Below are 16,423 nucleotides of genomic sequence, written 5' to 3'. Positions count from 1 at the left end.
GCGCGTACGCCGCCGATGGTGGCGCAGGCGTGATTTCTCAAACTCCTACCCAAGCCGAGGCGAGTGCGGCTGAGGTGCCCTTGGTGAAGCTGGCCGTGGATGATTCTCCCCGGGCGAGCGCAGAGCCGCGTGCTGGGTCAACGCCTGGTGTTTCTGGTCCGACGGGTGGGTCTGATAATGCGCCGGGATTAGGCAACGGAGCTGTCGTTGGGCAACCAGAGTCTGATGCATCGGGTGGTGGTTTGGGGGCGGCGACCGTGCCCGATCCGGTCCAGCCCACTCAGCCGTCCGACGGCGATGCTGGCGTGGCGGCGCCGAGCCATGAGGGTCCGGCTACGATTACCGTGAACGTGCCGACGAGTAGTGGCGCTGCGTCCGGCGGGGGTGGGATGGCTTCGGGTGCTGACGGGCAGGCGGCCGCGGCTCGTTATCATGCTGCCGTATTGACGATTCAGCCTCGTATTACTACCGGCCGGCCGGCTGTGGTGGAAGATTTGGCGACGGCGCTTCCTTCGGCGCCGGCAGTAGCCCAAAAGCCCAGCAATGTTCCGGCGCCGCAGCAGCCTACGGGAGTGTTTGGACGGCTTACGTTGACGCTGGCTGGTAGCGTGGTTCCGTACTTTTTGATTGCTCTGGATGCGGCTCCTGTGGGGCTGGTGGTTAGTTTGATGGTATTGGCCCTGATGGTCTCGCTCGCACTCCGGCGGGTAGTATCGGTATTCGGAACCTGGATGCGGCAGGGCGGCTATGCTCATGCTGCTCGGAGCGATGTGGCCAGTGCCATGGTAAAGACTTTTTTCGCTACACCATTCCCCTTGGGTTATGTAACGGCCATTCGGTCAACGCATAGCCCAATTTTTATGGTGTCAGAGACGAAAAGCTTAACTTCTGTGCTCCCAACGCTTTTAGAAAGGAGGAGATACATATGATAGTACGACGATATTTGGGTGCGGCCTCGGTGGTGTGTGGTTTGGCCTTTGGCGTCTCCGGTTCGGCTTTGGCCGCGGATAATGTTTCGATCGGTACTACCGGTCCGGGTTCGAACCAACAGGTAGTTATCGACAATTCGTCGAACGTAAGTGTGAGCAATACGAACATTGTGCAGGTGACGAATGAAAATGTTCAGCAAGCGACGTCCGGTGGGGCTTCGGCCAACAGTAATACCAGCGTTGGCGGTCTGGTTCAGTCGGGTAATGCCTCGAACAACAACGACACCACTACCACGATTGGGGTTTCGAACACGCCCGGCGTGCCGCCCGTGGTTGGGCCTGGTACTGGCACCAACCCTGGTAGCGGTAGCACTGGCGGAGTGAGCAACGGCTCGACGACCGGCGGCGGTAGTGTCCTCGGCGCTTCGACCGTTGGCGGCCTTGGTGCCGGCGCTGCGACATTGCCCGCAGTGGGCGCGTCCGTGCCTATGGACGTGTCGGCTTTGCGGGCTGCTTGGCATCCGCAAGGTGCGGCCCCGACAGCGGCATTAGCCAAAGGTTCACGTCTTTTCACCGGCGCCATGCTGCTAACAGCCACGCTTTTGAGCTTGCTCGGAGCATTGGGCAGCGCCTGGTACGCCCGGCGAAGAGAAGAGAGGGTATAGAGAGATGAAAAAGGTGAGTTTCACGGACATTAAAAAAGCCAAATGGGTACTGCCGGCGGGAGTTGTGACGTTGGGGCTGGCTTTGATGGTCAGCGGTCAGACCGGCGGCCGGGGCTCAAAGGCGGCCGTGACTGGGGCTAACTCAGCTACGGTCCAGGCCCAAACTGCCGAGTCGCCCGCACCGACCGCCGCCTCGACGGTCACGGTTAACGGCACACAGGTTCCAACCGATAGGGATGGAAGCGCCGATGTGCCGGCAGGTAACGGTAAGGCCCATGTTGAGGTGTCTGGTGGACACACTCGGATTACCACGAATGACAGTGGCACCAGCGGGGATACCTCGAACAACCAGAGCGGCAATGTTGAAATCAACATGAGCTCGCAAACCAGCGGAGGCACAAATTCAGGGGTTACCCAGGTTTATGGCTCCAGCTACAGCTCGAACAATGGTTCCTCGAGCTACAACAATACTTCGATCTTTAGTACTGGTGCCGATCACGTGAGCGTTTCGCAGTAGTGACCGGCGGGCCCTCGGGCCCGGTACTAAAGACCTACATAAACTAAACGAAAGGATCTTAACAATGATTAAGACTTCTATCCTCCGCTACGCAGCCATTGGTATGGCTACCGTAAGCATGGCCGGCTTCGCCGCCGCCAGCACCGTAACGTTCGACCACACCGGCCCCGACTCGAACCAGGAAGTTGTCCTGCACAACAGCAGCAACTTCGACAGCACCAACCTGAACGTGGCTGCCGTAGGCAACTTCACCGGCCAGGGTGCCGCTTCGGGTGATGCTTCGGCTCACCAGAACACCACCGTTGGCGGTGTAGGTTCGGGCAACGCTGCGAACGTCAGCACCACCTCGACGGTCGTCGGTGTGAACAACGGCATGGGCGCCGGCCTGTCGGCTCTCGCTGGCTGGGGTGCTGCCGACCCGACCGTGGTTACCATGAGCACCACTGGTCCTGACTCGAACAACCAAGTGCACGTCAACAACGAGCACAACGTGACAGTCACCAACGTGAACGAGGCTCAGGTGAGCAACGTTACCGTCCAGGGTGCCCAGAGCGGTAACGCTAGCGCTTCTCACAACACCACCGCCGGTGGCGTTTCTACGGGTAGTGCTGCGAACACCAGCACCACCAGCACGGTCGTCAACTTCACCAACTAGTTTGGTGATTTGACCCTGCAGGGGGTTTTGGTTCCCGCAGGGAGCGCTTAGCGCTCCCTGCCCAGCAATTATCTGACCAGCACGTTAGTAAGATCGTAAAAGGGGGAGAGGCAGTTACCCATGAGATACCGTAAATTTTTTTCAGCAACGTTAGCAGCGCTTATGATCGTGGCTCAATTGGGCTGGACGACCGCGGCTGCGGCCGAAGACGACGCGACACCGTCGCCGAGCCCGTCGGTGTCGCCAAGTCCGTCGGCCAATCCTTCGCCGTCGCCTGAGGCCTCGCCGAGCCCCAGCGCCTCGCCTGAGCCTTCGGCCTCGCCCGAGCCGAGCTCGACTCCCACGCCCACTCCGACGCCCAAGAAAAAATCTACCGACATTGGTCCGGATGGGTGCGGCGGCGTGATCCCGAGCTGGGTGTTTGATACGGTGAGCCGTGTCTGGGTGGCGGCCGATAAGAGTACCTTTAGCTGCGATAAGGCTACGGGGTATTACCTCTCGCCGCTGTATTACTTTGATAAGCACACCAGCTGGTACGAGATCGTTCCGGCGTCGGTGGCAGCCGGCAACCCAACCTATTTGACGGCCCCCAACGTGGTTCATACCGTGCTGGGTGATCTGGTTGTGGGTTCGCAGGACTACCAGACGGCCAAGGCGCTTGGGTTGCTCACGACCGGTGGCGGTGGCATTTTGCTGCCTGCGGGCGCTAGTGCTGCGGGGGCTGGTGCGGCTACCCAGGCCAGCGCGGCGGGCGGCGGCCAGAGTTGGTTTGATTTCACAAGCCTGGTGAACGTGATTAACACGCTGCAGAGCAATGCGGCTTCCGGTGACGCGTCGGCTACGAGCAATACGCAGGTGGGTAATACCTCAACCGGTGCGGCCACGGTGGTGGCCAACCTCATCAACCTGTTGGCTTCGGCTTGGTCGTGGTCGAACGGCAATTTGAGCTTCTTTATGCAGACGTTCTTTGCGCCTCACACCGGCGATATTACGCTCAACCCCACGCAGACGGTTCAGGGCGGGGGTGGCCAACTGGGCGGCACGAACGTCAATATTGACGGTACGGGTTCGGGTTCGAATAATACGGTGGACGTGAACAACCCGGGTGGGCTTAATGTTAACGCCCAGAGCTCGGGTAATATTACCAACAATGTCGATCTGAACGCGCAAAGTGGTAACGCGAATGTGTCTGGCAATACCTTGGCTGGCAATGTGGGTACGGGGAATGCGGCGGCTGAAGTGAATATTATTAACCTCATCAACTCGTTTATTAGCTCTGGGAGCTCGTTTTTCGGAGTGCTTAACATTCTTGGCAACCTCAACGGTGACATCCTGTTTCCGGATGGGTTCCTGAATGGGCTGCTGACGTCTTCAACGGTGGGCATCGGGGGTACGGGGCCAGATTCGAACAACCAGGTGAACATCAATAATGGTGGCTCGACGACCATCAATAGCACAAGCACCAATGGAGTAAACAACAATATCTCGACCACAGCCGGTACGGGTGCGGCGAACGTGGATGCCAACACGGGCGTGGGCGATGTGCAGACCGGCGCCGCTTCCACGACCCAGAGCTTGTTTAACCTGGCCAATAACACTATTTTTGGCGACAATGCAGTGCTGGTGATGGTGAACGTGTTGGGCCACTGGGTGGGCAAAATTATGACCCTGCCCGGTACGGGTAGCACCCAGACTGCGCTGCTTACCGGCAACGCCAACGTGGGGATCAACGACACCGGTGCTGGTTCGAACAACGCCGTGAACGTAAACAACGGCTCGGACGTCACGATCAACCAAAATGCTACCGGCAGCATTACCAACAACGTTAACGTGAACGCACAGAGCGGCGATGCCAATGTGGATCACAACACGGGTGTGGGCAATGTGACGACCGGTGATGCCTCGGCTAATTCGAGTGTGGCCAACTTCTTTAACGCGGTTCTCAACGTGAAGCACTGGTTTGGGGTGCTCGTGATCAACGTCTTTGGCGACTGGACCGGTGACGTCAACAACGACACGGCGGCAGGCGGATTCTCGACCGAGGCCGGCAAGGCGTCTATGAATGCAACCGCGTCGTCGTCGGCGCCCAGTACCGCTGTGCCGGCGGTGGGCCTGCTGGCGTTTGTGAAGCCACTGGTGGCGGGTAGTAGCGGCGGTGCGGTGGCTGGTGCGGCGACCCAGGTGACAGCAGGCGGCAACGGCACGGTGCTAACGGCGGCGGCGCAAACTTCGCCCAAGGCAGTGTTGGCTGAAACCAAGGCCAAAAACATGAGCTTCATGTTTATCATCTCGGCGCTCGTGATGCTGGTGGCGGGGGCGCTTGCCACCATTGATCGCAAACTTAAGCGGCGATAATTTAACCTATCTGTTGTTGAGGCCGAAAAACCGCTACAATAGGCGTACTGTATCAGGAGAAGCCAGGTGGTTTACAATCCCTATATCGCTGTTCCGCTCGCTACATGGGCGGTAGCACAGGTCGCTAAGTTTGCGATCGAGGCCATGAAGGGCCGTATCGACTTCCGGTATCTCTATGCCTCGGGCGGTATGCCGAGCGTTCATTCGGCGGTTGTGACTTCGCTTGCTACCACGTCATTTTTGGTGGATGGTGCGGGTAGTCACCTGTTTGGATTGACGGCGATTTTGGCCGTGATCGTGATGTACGATTCGTTTGGGGTACGGCGCTCCTCGGGTGAGCAGGCCATGGCGCTCAATATGCTGCTGCAAAATCTCGACCGAAACCGTTTTAAGCTCGACGAGCCGCCGCCGCGTATCCGGGAGATTTTGGGTCATCAGCCGCGCGAGGTGACGGTGGGTGCGGCCGTGGGTGTGGCATTGGCGATGTTGTTTAATTATGACCATTTGGGCAAGTTCGGGACGTTTGTGCGGGTTTTGCCGGTGCGGTACGAATTATGGGCCTATCTGGTGGTGTTTGGTGCCTTGGTGGTTGGAGGGTTGATTTTGCGCGTGGTGCTGGCACGTAAGTATCGCAAATCGACGGTTATGAAGCGTTTTCGGGCGCGGGTGTTTGTGGCGGCGCAGACGGTGGGTTGGATAGGGCTGGCGACGTGCTTGTTTGCCTATGAGCGTGCGAGCTATCTGTCGTGGCGGCTCTGGCCCCTCTTGATGATGGTGGTTGGGGTGGTGTGGGGGATTTGGTTGCTGACGGGATCGGCCAAGGAAGTGCCGGCTGGTTTGGCGGCCGAGGCCAATCACGCTCGCAAGCAGAAGTGGCTTAATTTTGGCCGTAAATCGCGCTAGTACAGCGGCTGCCGTTTTTGGGAGCGCCTCGTCCGAACATAAGCGGCGTGGGTTATACTGGTAGATACCATGGCCCATCAGTATCATTTTGAGCACCATCTGTTAGAGGCGAGGCGCAATGGCGCGCGGGTTCGGATTGCGCTCGGGGCAATTTTTGTGGCCGCCGTTGGGTTTGCCACGCCGGCTTTCTTGTCGTATGCGGCTAGTACGACGACGGCGGATTTGGACGGCGTCAAGATTTTGAACTCGGGTGGGGGGACGTATGGTGGTACTACCACGGGACCATTTAGTACTGCCACCGTGACGGTGAAGCGGGTTTCAAGTGGCGCCGCCGCCGCGAGTGCGGCTAATCCGTTTTATTTTTTGGGACGGGCGGCGATCTCGGGGGGTGAGGATTATGTGGTAAGCGTAGCGCCGGTGACGGTGGGGGGCTACACGGTGAAGGGTTCGACGGTGTGCCAGGATACGTGCGCCGGTTTTAATCCGCAGACTTCGAATCTTTTGGGTGGTTCGTCGCGCACCTTTAAGTTTTTCCCCAATCATACGTATCATATGCGGTGGATCTATCAGCCGGTGCCGCCCACGCCGACGCCCGTACCGACCGCCGCGCCGACACCAGCACCGACTGCGGCGCCGACCCCCAAGCCGGCTCCGACGCCGGTGCGCGCGACGCCCAAGCCGTCCGCGGTGCCCACGTCGGTGCCCGTGACGGGCGGGCCGGCGCCCACGCCGGCTCCGGCGACGCCGCAAGGGGCTCCGGGCAATTTCCAGGCGCTGGCCGTGGCGAGTAACGCGGTGGTCATGCTGAGCTGGGCGGCGCCAGCCGATACGGCAGCGGGGGTGTCGTATAAACTGGAGCGGTCGATTGATCGGAACACTTGGACGTCGCTGGGTGATGCGCTGGCGGGGTTGGAATATCGTGATGACAAGGTGAGCTTTGGGGTGCACTACTACTATCGTTTGAGTGCGGTGAGTGCGGCAGGGACTTCTGGTGTTGTGGCGGCTGACGTTACTACTAGTGGATTTGCGGCCAACTCGGCCAACTCGGCTGGTGGGACCTTTATGAGCGATGATCAGATCGTGGGCGTGGAGGTACCAGCGGGGGCGCTGCCGGTGGAGAATGCGGTGTGTACGGTGGTGGCGGCGACCAATAAGCTCGGGACGGCTGATCGGCCGGTGGTGGCGGGGCCATACTCGTTGGTGTGCAAAAACGCGGGGGGTGACCTGATCGTCGATTTGAGCAAGCCGGTGACGTGGAATTTTGCGCTCAAGTCTAAGCTCAAGGGATACGATCGGCCCAGCGCGGTGAGCGTGGATAGCTCCGGCGGCGAGAGTGAGGTGAAGGGCGCGGTGTACGATGCCAAGACCACGACCATGCATTTTAGCCAGACGTCTGCGACTACGATTGCGGTGCTGGCCTCGGTGCACCACGGCTTGTCGCCCAGCTTTATTGCCATCGTGGTGTTCATATTGCTGCTCATCGCTGGGGTATTCGTGCTGATTTTGCGCAAATCGCAGCGCCAGAATTACAATGATTATCTCCGCTCTAAATACTATAATTTGTAGGCGGTCTGTAATCGTTGACACTGCTCGCTTGATCTAGTAAGATGAATTGGTCTTGAAATGGTCTTGTGGATAGCAGGCTCGTAATGAGCTAGCTATTTGTTTTGACTCAGGGCCCGGTTTTTCCGGGCCGTATTTTCGGGGCAACGCAACTTGAAATCATTAATCGTGCAGTGCAATGATGTGGCCAACTTTTCCGTCAGCGGGAAGTTGGTTACCGTGCCACGGTGAAAGCCGTGAGCACATCAGTTTTCGGTAGCGCAAGCTACCAAAGAACCGAAAAATTTTTTTGAATGAGCGCCAAGCTCAAACGAACCCAAGTCTGTCGGAGCAATCCGGTAGCATATTTGGAGAGTTTGATCCTGGCTCAGGATGAACGCTGGCGGCGTGCCTAATACATGCAAGTCGAACGAAGCCTTCGGGCTTAGTGGCGGACGGGTGAGTAACACGTTGGTACCTACCCCTAAGTGGGGAATAACTGCCCGAAAGGGTGGCTAATACCGCATAATCCCGCAAGGGTAAAGCAGTAATGCGCTTAGGGAGGGGCCTGCGTCCCATTAGCTTGTTGGTAGTGTAATGGACTACCAAGGCGACGATGGGTAGCTGGATCGAGAGGTTGACCAGCCACACTGGGACTGAGATACGGCCCAGACTCCTACGGGAGGCAGCAGTAAGGAATCTTCCACAATGGACGAAAGTCTGATGGAGCAACGCCGCGTGCAGGATGACGGCCTTCGGGTTGTAAACTGCTTTTATATGGGAAGATTATGACGGTACCATATGAATAAGGACCGGCTAACTACGTGCCAGCAGCCGCGGTAATACGTAGGGTCCAAGCGTTATCCGGAATCACTGGGCGTAAAGCGTGCGTAGGTGGCGTGTTAAGTGTGATGTTAAATCGTGGGGCTCAACCCTATCGATGCATCGCATACTGGCATGCTAGAGGGAAGCAGAGGCAAGTGGAATTTGTAGTGTAGCAGTGAAATGCGTAGATATTACAAGGAACACCAATGGCGAAGGCAGCTTGCTGGGCTTCTTCTGACACTGAGGTACGAAAGCGTGGGGAGCGAACAGGATTAGATACCCTGGTAGTCCACGCCGTAAACGATGCATACTAGTCTTATGGGGTATCGACCCCCTGTGAGACGCAGCTAACGCGATAAGTATGCCGCCTGGGAAGTACGGCCGCAAGGCTAAAACTCAAAGGAATTGACGGGGACCCGCACAAGCAGAGGATGATGTGGTTTAATATGACGCTACGCGTAGAACCTTACCCAGGCTTGACATCCTAGGAATCCGCCGGAAACGGTGGAGTGCCTTCGGGAGCCTAGTGACAGGTGCTGCATGGCCGTCGTCAGCTCGTGTCGTGAGATGTTGGGTTAAGTCCCGCAACGAGCGCAACCCTTATCGTATGTTGTATTTTTCATGCGAGACTGCCCGGGCCAACCGGGAGGAAGGTGGGGATGACGTCAGGTCGGCATGGCCCTTACGCCTGGGGCTACTCACGTCATACAATGGCCAGTACAACGCGCAGCGAAACCGCGAGGTGGAGCAAATCGCATCAAAACTGGTCTCAGTTCGGATTGGAGGCTGCAACTCGCCTCCATGAAGTCGGATTTGCTAGTAAACGTGGGTCAGCACACCACGTTGAATACGTTCCCGGGTCTTGTACACACCGCCCGTCACGTCACGGAAGTCGCCAACGCCCGAAGTGCCTATTTTCTAGGCCCTAAGGCGGGGGTGGTAACTGGGATGAAGTCGTAACAAGGTATCCGTACCGGAAGGTGCGGATGGATCACCTCCTTTCTAGGGAGAAACGGCTCAGCAATGAGCCCCAGAGGCTCGACCTCTGGCCAGACTAACTGCCTCGTTTGATCTGCCTTCAGCAATGGAGGATGTGATTGCGAATTGTTAGCTGCGGTACTTCTAGGTCGGTCATTGTACTGCACGATTAAGGTTTCAAGTTGAAACAAACAGCCAGCTCGTTTTGAGCTGGCTGTTTGCGTTGACTGTATGGCTGCGGAGGCAATATTATTCTTCGCGCATGTCCTTGATGGGGTTGCGGCGGAGGTTGGCGAGGATGGGCACGATGGCGCTTGCCAGGGCGATTGTGATGATGAAGGCACAAATGATAGCCATATCGCCGAGGTTGAAGCCAATGACATGGAAGGTTTTGGTGAGGTCGCGCGTATTGAAGCTTAGGACGGCTTCGGCACTGAGGCCGGGGCTGTAGTGGGATTCGAGGTACCAGCCTACGAGGAGGCCCAAGATGAGGGCTACGCCGAATGCCAAGGAGGCTAACATGCCGGCGTACAGGAGGTAGATTTGGGCAATATCGAGGCGCTTGGCTCCGACGGCGCGGAAGACGCTCGTTTCTTTGCGGCTGTCGGCGATAACTTTGCCGATGGTGCCGACGAGAATGATGGCCGATACGAGGGCGACGATACCGATTGCGATTTGGAAAAATGTATTCAACTTTTGGCCGATTTCGTAGAGCGATGCGAGCGGATTGCCAAACGGGGTGATGAGGAACTTGTTGTCTTTGGTGCAGCTGGCGGGATTGCCGTTTTCGGGGTTGCAGTTTTTGTCGTCGATGAAGTGTTTTTGGTCGGTGCGGTTGGCGAATTCAAGATACAGATTGCGAATGCCTGCCAGCTTGTTGACGCGGTCGCTGACGATGGGCCCGAGGACGGGATTGGCAGTGGCTGCCTCGCGCGAAGTGAACCAGCCTTCGCCCAACGAGGTGGTGACGAAACCGGCTAGCAGCGCCTGGGGACCTGAGGCGCTGGCGAGTGTGCCGGGGTTGGGCAGTATGCCGACGATGCGAAACGACAAGCGCTGCGTGATCGGGGCTTCGGCGCCAAATTCGCGGGCAAATTGGTCTTCCTTGGCGGCTTGGGTGCGTTCGGCGGCGGTGCGGGTGTCGCTGGCGATGTGGGTGGGTTGGCAGGTGAGATTGGTGGGGGCGTAGATTAGCGAGGGTTTTTGATAGGTGGAGTCGGTTTTGTGCGAGACAATTTCGTTGGTTTGCTGGGTGGCTGTGCGGAGGAGGTCGAGGGCGGCCTTGTTGCGGTAGCAGACGTCGAAAACGAGATCTTTTGATCTGGTGCGAATTTCGTCGAGCCGTTGGATTTGGGCTTTGGCCGAGGCTTTGGAGGAGAGGGGCTTGATGGTGAGCAGTTTTTCGGCGCCGCCGATGGGAGCTAGAATGGGCACGGGTTTTCCGGCAGGTGCGTCGAGGCTGACGCCTGGGAGGAGGAAGGGTTTTAGTAGGTTGTTGTCGAAAGCGCTAAGTAGGTTTTGGAAGGACAGAATGGGATCTTGGCCGGCGTTAAAGCCGGGGTTTTCGGATCTTTGTTCCTGGCCGCCGGTGATAATAGAGAATCCGTATTGGTCGGGACCGATTGCTGAGAAGCCTAGCGAAGTGCTTTCGTAGGTGGCGGTGGCGTGGTATTTTTTGGCGATGCCGGCGATATTTTGCTGCATGGTGTCGGGGGTGAGTTCGAGAAAGGCTTGGCGGGCAGTGGGTTCATTGATGTTGATGCTTTTGGTTGTGCCGCTGGGGCCGCCGGGTTCACTGACGCCCTTGGCGGCGGTCTTGGGGTCGAATTCAAGGCCGAGTCGCTTGGCGGCGGCGCTTTGGGCGGCTAGGCGAATGGTGTCGAGTTGGGCGGTGCGGGCGACGTATCGGGGGTCGCTGTAGGTGTCGTAATTGAAGGGAGTAATGATATTGGTGATGAATCGGTGTAGGAGGCCGTCGCCCGAGAATGTTTCAAGACTTTGGGTAGTGCCGCGGACTACTAGAGAGCCAGCCACTAGACTGGTGAATAGGAGGCCTGCTACCAGGATGGTGACGGCTAATCGGAGGCGATGGACGCGCAATTTGGTGGTGGCCAGGACGAACGTGTCGCGGAAACCCAGCATTAGATGATCCTTCCGTCGCGCAAGGTGATGGTGCGGTCGGCGGCGCCGGCGACTTCGGGGTCGTGGGTGACGATGATGATGGTGGTGCCATAACGCTCGCGAATTTCGGAAAAGAGAGCAATGATGGCGCGAGCGTTGGCACGGTCGACATTGCCGGTGGGCTCGTCGGCTAGGATTATTTTGGGGCGATTGAGCAGGGCTCGGGCGATGGCGGCGCGCTGCATTTGGCCGCCTGAAAGCTCCTTGGGTAGGTGCTCGAGTCGGTCCGCGATGCCAACGGCCTCGGCTAATTCTTGGATGCGAGTGGCGCGATCGGTCCGCGAGAGGCGAGAGAACATACCGGGGACTTCCAGGTTGGTGCGGAGATTGAGGAATGGTTGGAGGTAGAAAAATTGGAACACAAACCCAACGGTATGATTGCGAAATTCGGACAGGCGGCGATCGTTGAGTTTGGTTAGGAGTTGATCGTCTACTTCTACGGTGCCGCTGTCGGGTTTGTCGAGGGCGCCAATGAGGTTGAGCAGGGTGCTCTTGCCGCTGCCACTCGGCCCGGTGATCGCGATGAGTTCGCCGGCGTGGATTTGCAGCGACACGTCTTGCACGGCGCCTACGCGCTCGCGGCCGAGTTTGTACCGGCGGCTGACGGCTGTGAGCTCGACGATGACGTGGCCGCTGGATTGGGGGTTGGTCGTGGTTGGCGGGCGTTGGGCTTTGAGCCTCAGCAATGCTTGTTCGATACGATCGATGTCGCCGCCAAATCCGTCCAGGACGGCCGCGAGGTGGGCGTCGAGGGTGGTGGCTGGTGGGGTTGGAGCGGTGGTTTTTGGCACGGGGTGTTTTTCGCTTGTGGTTATGATATTTGATTTATGGCTCCTTGGCCATCCGGAGCACCAGCACTGCATTAATGCTTTTGGTCTGGTGCTCCGGGGCAGAGGGTGTATGGTCTAGTTGGTCGAGATATCGACGTCGCTAGCTTTGACGTAGGCCGTACGGTGGCCGAGCTGGATTTCCAAGTAGCGCTCGGTGCCGACGATGACGGTGTGATCATCGGGGTTGAACGAAGCATCGATGTACCAGGACCAGTAGTAATCGGTGGGCACGGGGCCGGTGGTGGCGTAGGCTTGGCCGGCCGGAATGGTGTACTGGATGGGCATGATGGCCTGCACGGGTACCTGCTTGCCAGCGTAAGCGGCGGCTTCGGGATAGGCACGGCCGTAGACGGGAATGCTGGCGAGGTCGGCTCGAGGTTTGATGAGCTGGCCTCGTGTGGGCAGAGCGGCGAGTATTTGGGCGGGGTTGCGGAACCAGGCTTTTTGGCCGGCGTACCAGATGGCGGTCCAGTCGTCGTGGTGGTCGGCGAGGGCGAATTGCTGGCCGTAGGCGGCGGTGGCGGACCAATCATCGATGTGGATGGTGCCGGGACTACCGTCGGGGTGCAAGGCGGCATCGCTCAGGAGCGGCGCGGTGTCACTGGGCGCGGTGTGGAGATAGACGAAGTTGGCTGGTTGTTTGGGCAGCGGCGCGCAATTGCTGCCGTCGGGGGCGCATCCGATGGTGGGCGGTTGGTTAATGGGCCAATTGGGGGCGATGGTGACGAGCGGGCTGCCGAGAGCGGCGGTGGGTACTACGGGGATGCCAAGGAGCGCTTGGTAGTACTGCCAGTTCCAGAAGGGGCCTGGATCGTAGTGCATGCCGGCCATGAGACCAGGTATGGGTGCGGAGACATTGTCGTGGCCAACGATGTGCTGGCGGTCGAGCGGAATGTTGAAGCGGGAGGCGAGGTAACGCACCAGCAGAGCCGAGGAGCGATACATGGCCGGCGTGTATTCGGTGCCGCCCTGCGCGGCGTGACCGACATGCTCAATGCCGATGGAATGTTCATTGACATACCAATTGCCGGCGTGCCACGCGACGTTTTTGGTCTGGATCATTTGGTAGACGGTGCCGTCGGTGTCAATGACATAGTGGGCCGACCTGTATTGGGTGGGGTCTTGGAAGACGGCTAGAGTGTTGGCCAGGGAGCCTTCGGTGTCGTGGATGACCACGCTGTTGATCGCCAGGCCGACGCCGGGTTGGCTGCGGAGGCCGCCGCTGGGCCGGTTGGCGAGGTCGTAGTTGCCGTAATTGCTCGGGTCGGCCGGGTCATCTTGCTGGTAGGCGGCGGGTACGAATTTGCAGGTGAGGCCGGGTGGGCATTCGGGCCGGGGGTTGAGCAATGAGGGGGCGGTGGGGGTGATGGCTGCACTGGGCCCGGCGCCTCGTCCCGCTAGCGCGCGGAGTTGGGGCAGGGGCAGGCTGCTGGCGGCGGTTTTGCCGCTGGCCTTGAACTGGAGGCTGGTAGCGGGGGCTGGGTCGGGCGGGGGACTGGCGAATGAGATAGCGGGTGCGAGCAGTCCGCTGATGGTCAGGGTGACTGCGAGCACGAGCCGGATGTAGCTGGCTGGGGCTATGGTCATAATTATACCTCTGTGAAGCTCTATTTGGGCACTAGCCGCGAATGCTTGACGGCTTGATGACATAGGTGGTGCCGGTGGAGGCGTTTAGCCAGTCGCGCTCAAATTGGGAGCGTTGGTAGACGCGGCGGACGGAGCTGTTGGCTGGGGCTGCTGGGTCGCCTGCGATAACGTCGCCGGCGGCGGTGAAGCCGCGCACGACCATGAGGTGACCGCCGGTTTTGGCGATAGGGGCGCCGGTGAGGTCGTTGTCGGGGCTAGCGTCGGTGTTGTTCCAGGCGATGGAGACTACGATGGGCACGCCGCGCTTGATCCATGATTCGATGTCACGTAGCGACGCGTACTGGCGGACGGAGCCGTCGAGACCGTAGGACGAGGCATAGGCGGTGTTGAACGGCCAGTTGCCGGTGCCCTCATAGCCGATATCCCAGGTGTGGATGGCGGCCCAGTCGACTTGGGGGTCGGGGCGGCCGTGGGCGCCTGAGGTGGGATCGGCCGGGAGCGTGGCGAGATCGGCGGCGCTGGGGCCTTTGTGCCAATAGGCCATCACCATGGCTGTTGAGGTGGGGCTGCACCAGACCTCGCCACCACCGCCGTAAGCGGGGTATTCGCCGGCGTGGATTTCTTGCGAATATTGGGGAACGGGGAGGTCGACTGTGTGCGTCATAGTCGTGGCGCTAGTCGTGGGCGGTGCGCCGGTAAGATTGGAGGTAGTCGCGCCGATCTGGTACACCATGGGTCGCGCGGTGCCAGTGCTATGGAGTATTTCGCGCAGGCGGTAGGCGGTGGGTTGGCCGTTGTCGCCGGCTACGTACGTGTCGGTGTAGATGGTGCCGTCGGCGTCAGATTGGTCATTGATGCTGGTGCGCTGGATGGTGGAGGCGTCGGACGCCCATTGGCCCATTTGATACCATTGGCTCCAGTGGCCACCCGCCCGCACGCTTAAACGGGTTTCGATCCAGGTGCCTGTGGGAGTGGAGGCTTGCCATGAACTTACCAGATCACCGACGGCGGCGGATTCGTAGACGGGCGAGGTCCAGCTGCCGGTTTTGCTGCCGGGTCGCAAGGTGAGGCCTGGCCGGCCCTGCGAGATACTAAACTGCGCGCCGGTATCAAATTCGCCTCTGAGCAGGCTTGAGCCGTTCCAGGCATGGAACGTGACGGGTGATGTATTGGTAGCCGTGGTTGGTGCGGCTGATGCGAGCGGGACGGCCATCATGGTGGCGGCAGCAAGCATGAGGCTACTGTGTTTGAATCTTTTCATAGGACTCCTACCTTAACGTTGCTCACTATATGGAGAACAGTGCTTAGAAGCAGCTGATTTTTTGGCAGATCCGGGTGGGTTGCCTGGCGAATTATTACCAGATTTGTATCTTGATTTAGGGAGGTGTATCTGAATGCGCCCCACCCGGCCGTGCTGCGATGAGCTGGCCGGGTGGGGCTTGTCGCTGTCGGGTGCCTCAAGGGTGGCGTTGGCGCCACTGCTCGGCGGTGATGGCGTAGCGGATGAGCCGGCGCACGTCGCCGGGCGGGGACTCCAGTTCAACAAGGGGTTGGCCGTCGTAGGTGAGGCCCAGACGGCGGGCGACGGCGATGCTGGGTACGTTGTCTGGCTCGCAGAGGGCGCGGATTTCTCGGTAGCCGAGCTCGGTGAAGAGGTGTCGCATCAGCGTTTCGCCGGCGCGGGTGACGAGGCCGAAGCCCTGCCAGAGTGGCGCCAGGACGTAGCTGAATTGGGCGCGGCGGGTGTCTGGCTCGAGCCGTACGCCGAAACGGCCGACAAGCCGGCCCTGCACCCAGATGCCGTGCGTGAGGCTGGTGCCGGCTGCGAGCCGCTCGAGGACAGCCTCGATTTCAATGGCGACCTGCTGGAGCGTGCCCAGATCGGTGTTGATGTACGTGTCGTACTGAGCGAAGTACGTGCGGTGGGCCTGGATGAGTTTGAAAAACTCAGGGACATCCTCCAGCTGGATGACGCGCAGTACGGCGTTCATGCCGGGGTCGAGGGGGATCGAGCTAGGGAGAGCGCGTGCGGGCATGGCCGGTCCTCTCTGGTGGGGAACAACGAAACGATCGTCGTGCCTAGTGTGGAGGCTGGGTCATGAGACGTCAAGCGAAGCGCTATTGCGATGAGCCGCCGGGTCGAAAGAGGTTGACGAAGGGCGAAAAAATGAAGTCCATCACGTTGTGGCCGAAGCCGGTGGCCCAGATAATGCCGATCATGACGAGCAGGACGGACAGGATTTTGTAGATGCCGTAGGTGGAACCGGAGCCGGTGTAGCGCTCGAGAAAGTCGAGCGGGCCGGTGACGTTGTGGATCCAGAAGGTGAATTTGATGCCCAAAATGCCGAGGGCAACCATGCTAAGCCCGATAAGGAGGCCGGAGAGGGTAAACATAAGCATATTATAGCATTCGCGGGGTGCCTAGCGGGTGGTTTTGATTTGTGGGCATAATAGGG

General features: G+C 59.2%; 13 protein-coding genes and 1 rRNA gene. 8 read left to right on the top strand and 6 right to left on the bottom strand.

The window, feature by feature from the left end; translation table 11 throughout:
* Positions 1 to 29 precede the first annotated feature (29 nt).
* From VMT30_00890 to VMT30_00855, 8 genes are all read left to right on the top strand, one after another.
* The gene (locus tag VMT30_00890) at positions 30 to 929 is read left to right on the top strand and encodes a hypothetical protein (protein ID HVQ43506.1); all 900 of its coding nucleotides are present in this window, start codon (positions 30 to 32) and stop codon (positions 927 to 929) included.
* Entirely contained in the window at positions 926 to 1,594 is a 669-nt protein-coding gene (locus VMT30_00885; protein ID HVQ43505.1) for a hypothetical protein, read from the top strand. The genes VMT30_00890 and VMT30_00885 overlap by 4 nt, the downstream gene beginning before the upstream one ends.
* A gap of 4 nt (positions 1,595 to 1,598) precedes the next feature.
* Positions 1,599 to 2,111: a hypothetical protein gene (locus VMT30_00880; protein HVQ43504.1), complete on the top strand. Its 513-nt coding sequence runs from the start codon at positions 1,599 to 1,601 to the stop codon at positions 2,109 to 2,111.
* Between the two features lie 64 nt (positions 2,112 to 2,175).
* Positions 2,176 to 2,766 (top strand): hypothetical protein, encoded by a 591-nt coding sequence (locus tag VMT30_00875; GenBank protein HVQ43503.1) that lies wholly within the window; start codon positions 2,176 to 2,178, stop codon positions 2,764 to 2,766.
* Between the two features lie 162 nt (positions 2,767 to 2,928).
* A complete protein-coding gene (locus tag VMT30_00870; GenBank protein HVQ43502.1) occupies positions 2,929 to 5,121 on the top strand; it encodes a hypothetical protein in 2,193 nt (730 codons plus the stop codon).
* A gap of 66 nt (positions 5,122 to 5,187) precedes the next feature.
* Positions 5,188 to 6,024 carry a divergent PAP2 family protein gene (locus VMT30_00865; GenBank protein ID HVQ43501.1) on the top strand — a complete coding sequence of 279 codons (837 nt, stop codon included), beginning with the start codon at positions 5,188 to 5,190 and terminating at the stop codon, positions 6,022 to 6,024.
* A 69-nt stretch (positions 6,025 to 6,093) separates the two neighbouring features.
* Positions 6,094 to 7,590 (top strand): fibronectin type III domain-containing protein, encoded by a 1,497-nt coding sequence (locus tag VMT30_00860; GenBank protein ID HVQ43500.1) that lies wholly within the window; start codon positions 6,094 to 6,096, stop codon positions 7,588 to 7,590.
* A gap of 341 nt (positions 7,591 to 7,931) precedes the next feature.
* A 16S ribosomal RNA gene (locus tag VMT30_00855) occupies positions 7,932 to 9,393 on the top strand.
* A gap of 225 nt (positions 9,394 to 9,618) precedes the next feature.
* Here the strand turns inward: VMT30_00855 and VMT30_00850 are convergent.
* The 6 genes from VMT30_00850 to VMT30_00825 form a co-directional block, all read right to left on the bottom strand.
* The gene (locus VMT30_00850; protein HVQ43499.1) at positions 9,619 to 11,511 is read right to left on the bottom strand and encodes an ABC transporter permease; all 1,893 of its coding nucleotides are present in this window, start codon (positions 11,509 to 11,511) and stop codon (positions 9,619 to 9,621) included.
* Entirely contained in the window at positions 11,511 to 12,341 is an 831-nt protein-coding gene (locus VMT30_00845) for an ABC transporter ATP-binding protein (GenBank protein HVQ43498.1), read from the bottom strand. Before VMT30_00845 ends, VMT30_00850 begins: the two co-directional genes overlap by 1 nt.
* Positions 12,342 to 12,455: 114 nt before the next feature.
* On the bottom strand, positions 12,456 to 13,967 hold the full coding sequence (locus tag VMT30_00840; protein HVQ43497.1) for a peptidoglycan recognition family protein: 1,512 nt from the start codon (positions 13,965 to 13,967) through the stop codon (positions 12,456 to 12,458).
* A gap of 31 nt (positions 13,968 to 13,998) precedes the next feature.
* Entirely contained in the window at positions 13,999 to 15,228 is a 1,230-nt protein-coding gene (locus VMT30_00835) for a C39 family peptidase (protein HVQ43496.1), read from the bottom strand.
* 196 nt (positions 15,229 to 15,424) lie between these two features.
* Complete coding sequence (locus VMT30_00830; GenBank protein HVQ43495.1) at positions 15,425 to 16,003, bottom strand: GNAT family protein; 579 nt, start codon at positions 16,001 to 16,003, stop codon at positions 15,425 to 15,427.
* Positions 16,004 to 16,085: 82 nt separating this feature from the next.
* A complete protein-coding gene (locus VMT30_00825; GenBank protein HVQ43494.1) occupies positions 16,086 to 16,361 on the bottom strand; it encodes a hypothetical protein in 276 nt (91 codons plus the stop codon).
* Between the last annotated feature and the right edge of the window lie 62 nt (positions 16,362 to 16,423).

This window comes from Candidatus Saccharimonadia bacterium (assembly GCA_035544015.1).
Taxonomy (GTDB): Bacteria; Patescibacteriota; Saccharimonadia; order UBA4664; family UBA4664; genus UBA5169.
This window is presented reverse-complemented; position numbering and strand designations above follow the sequence as displayed.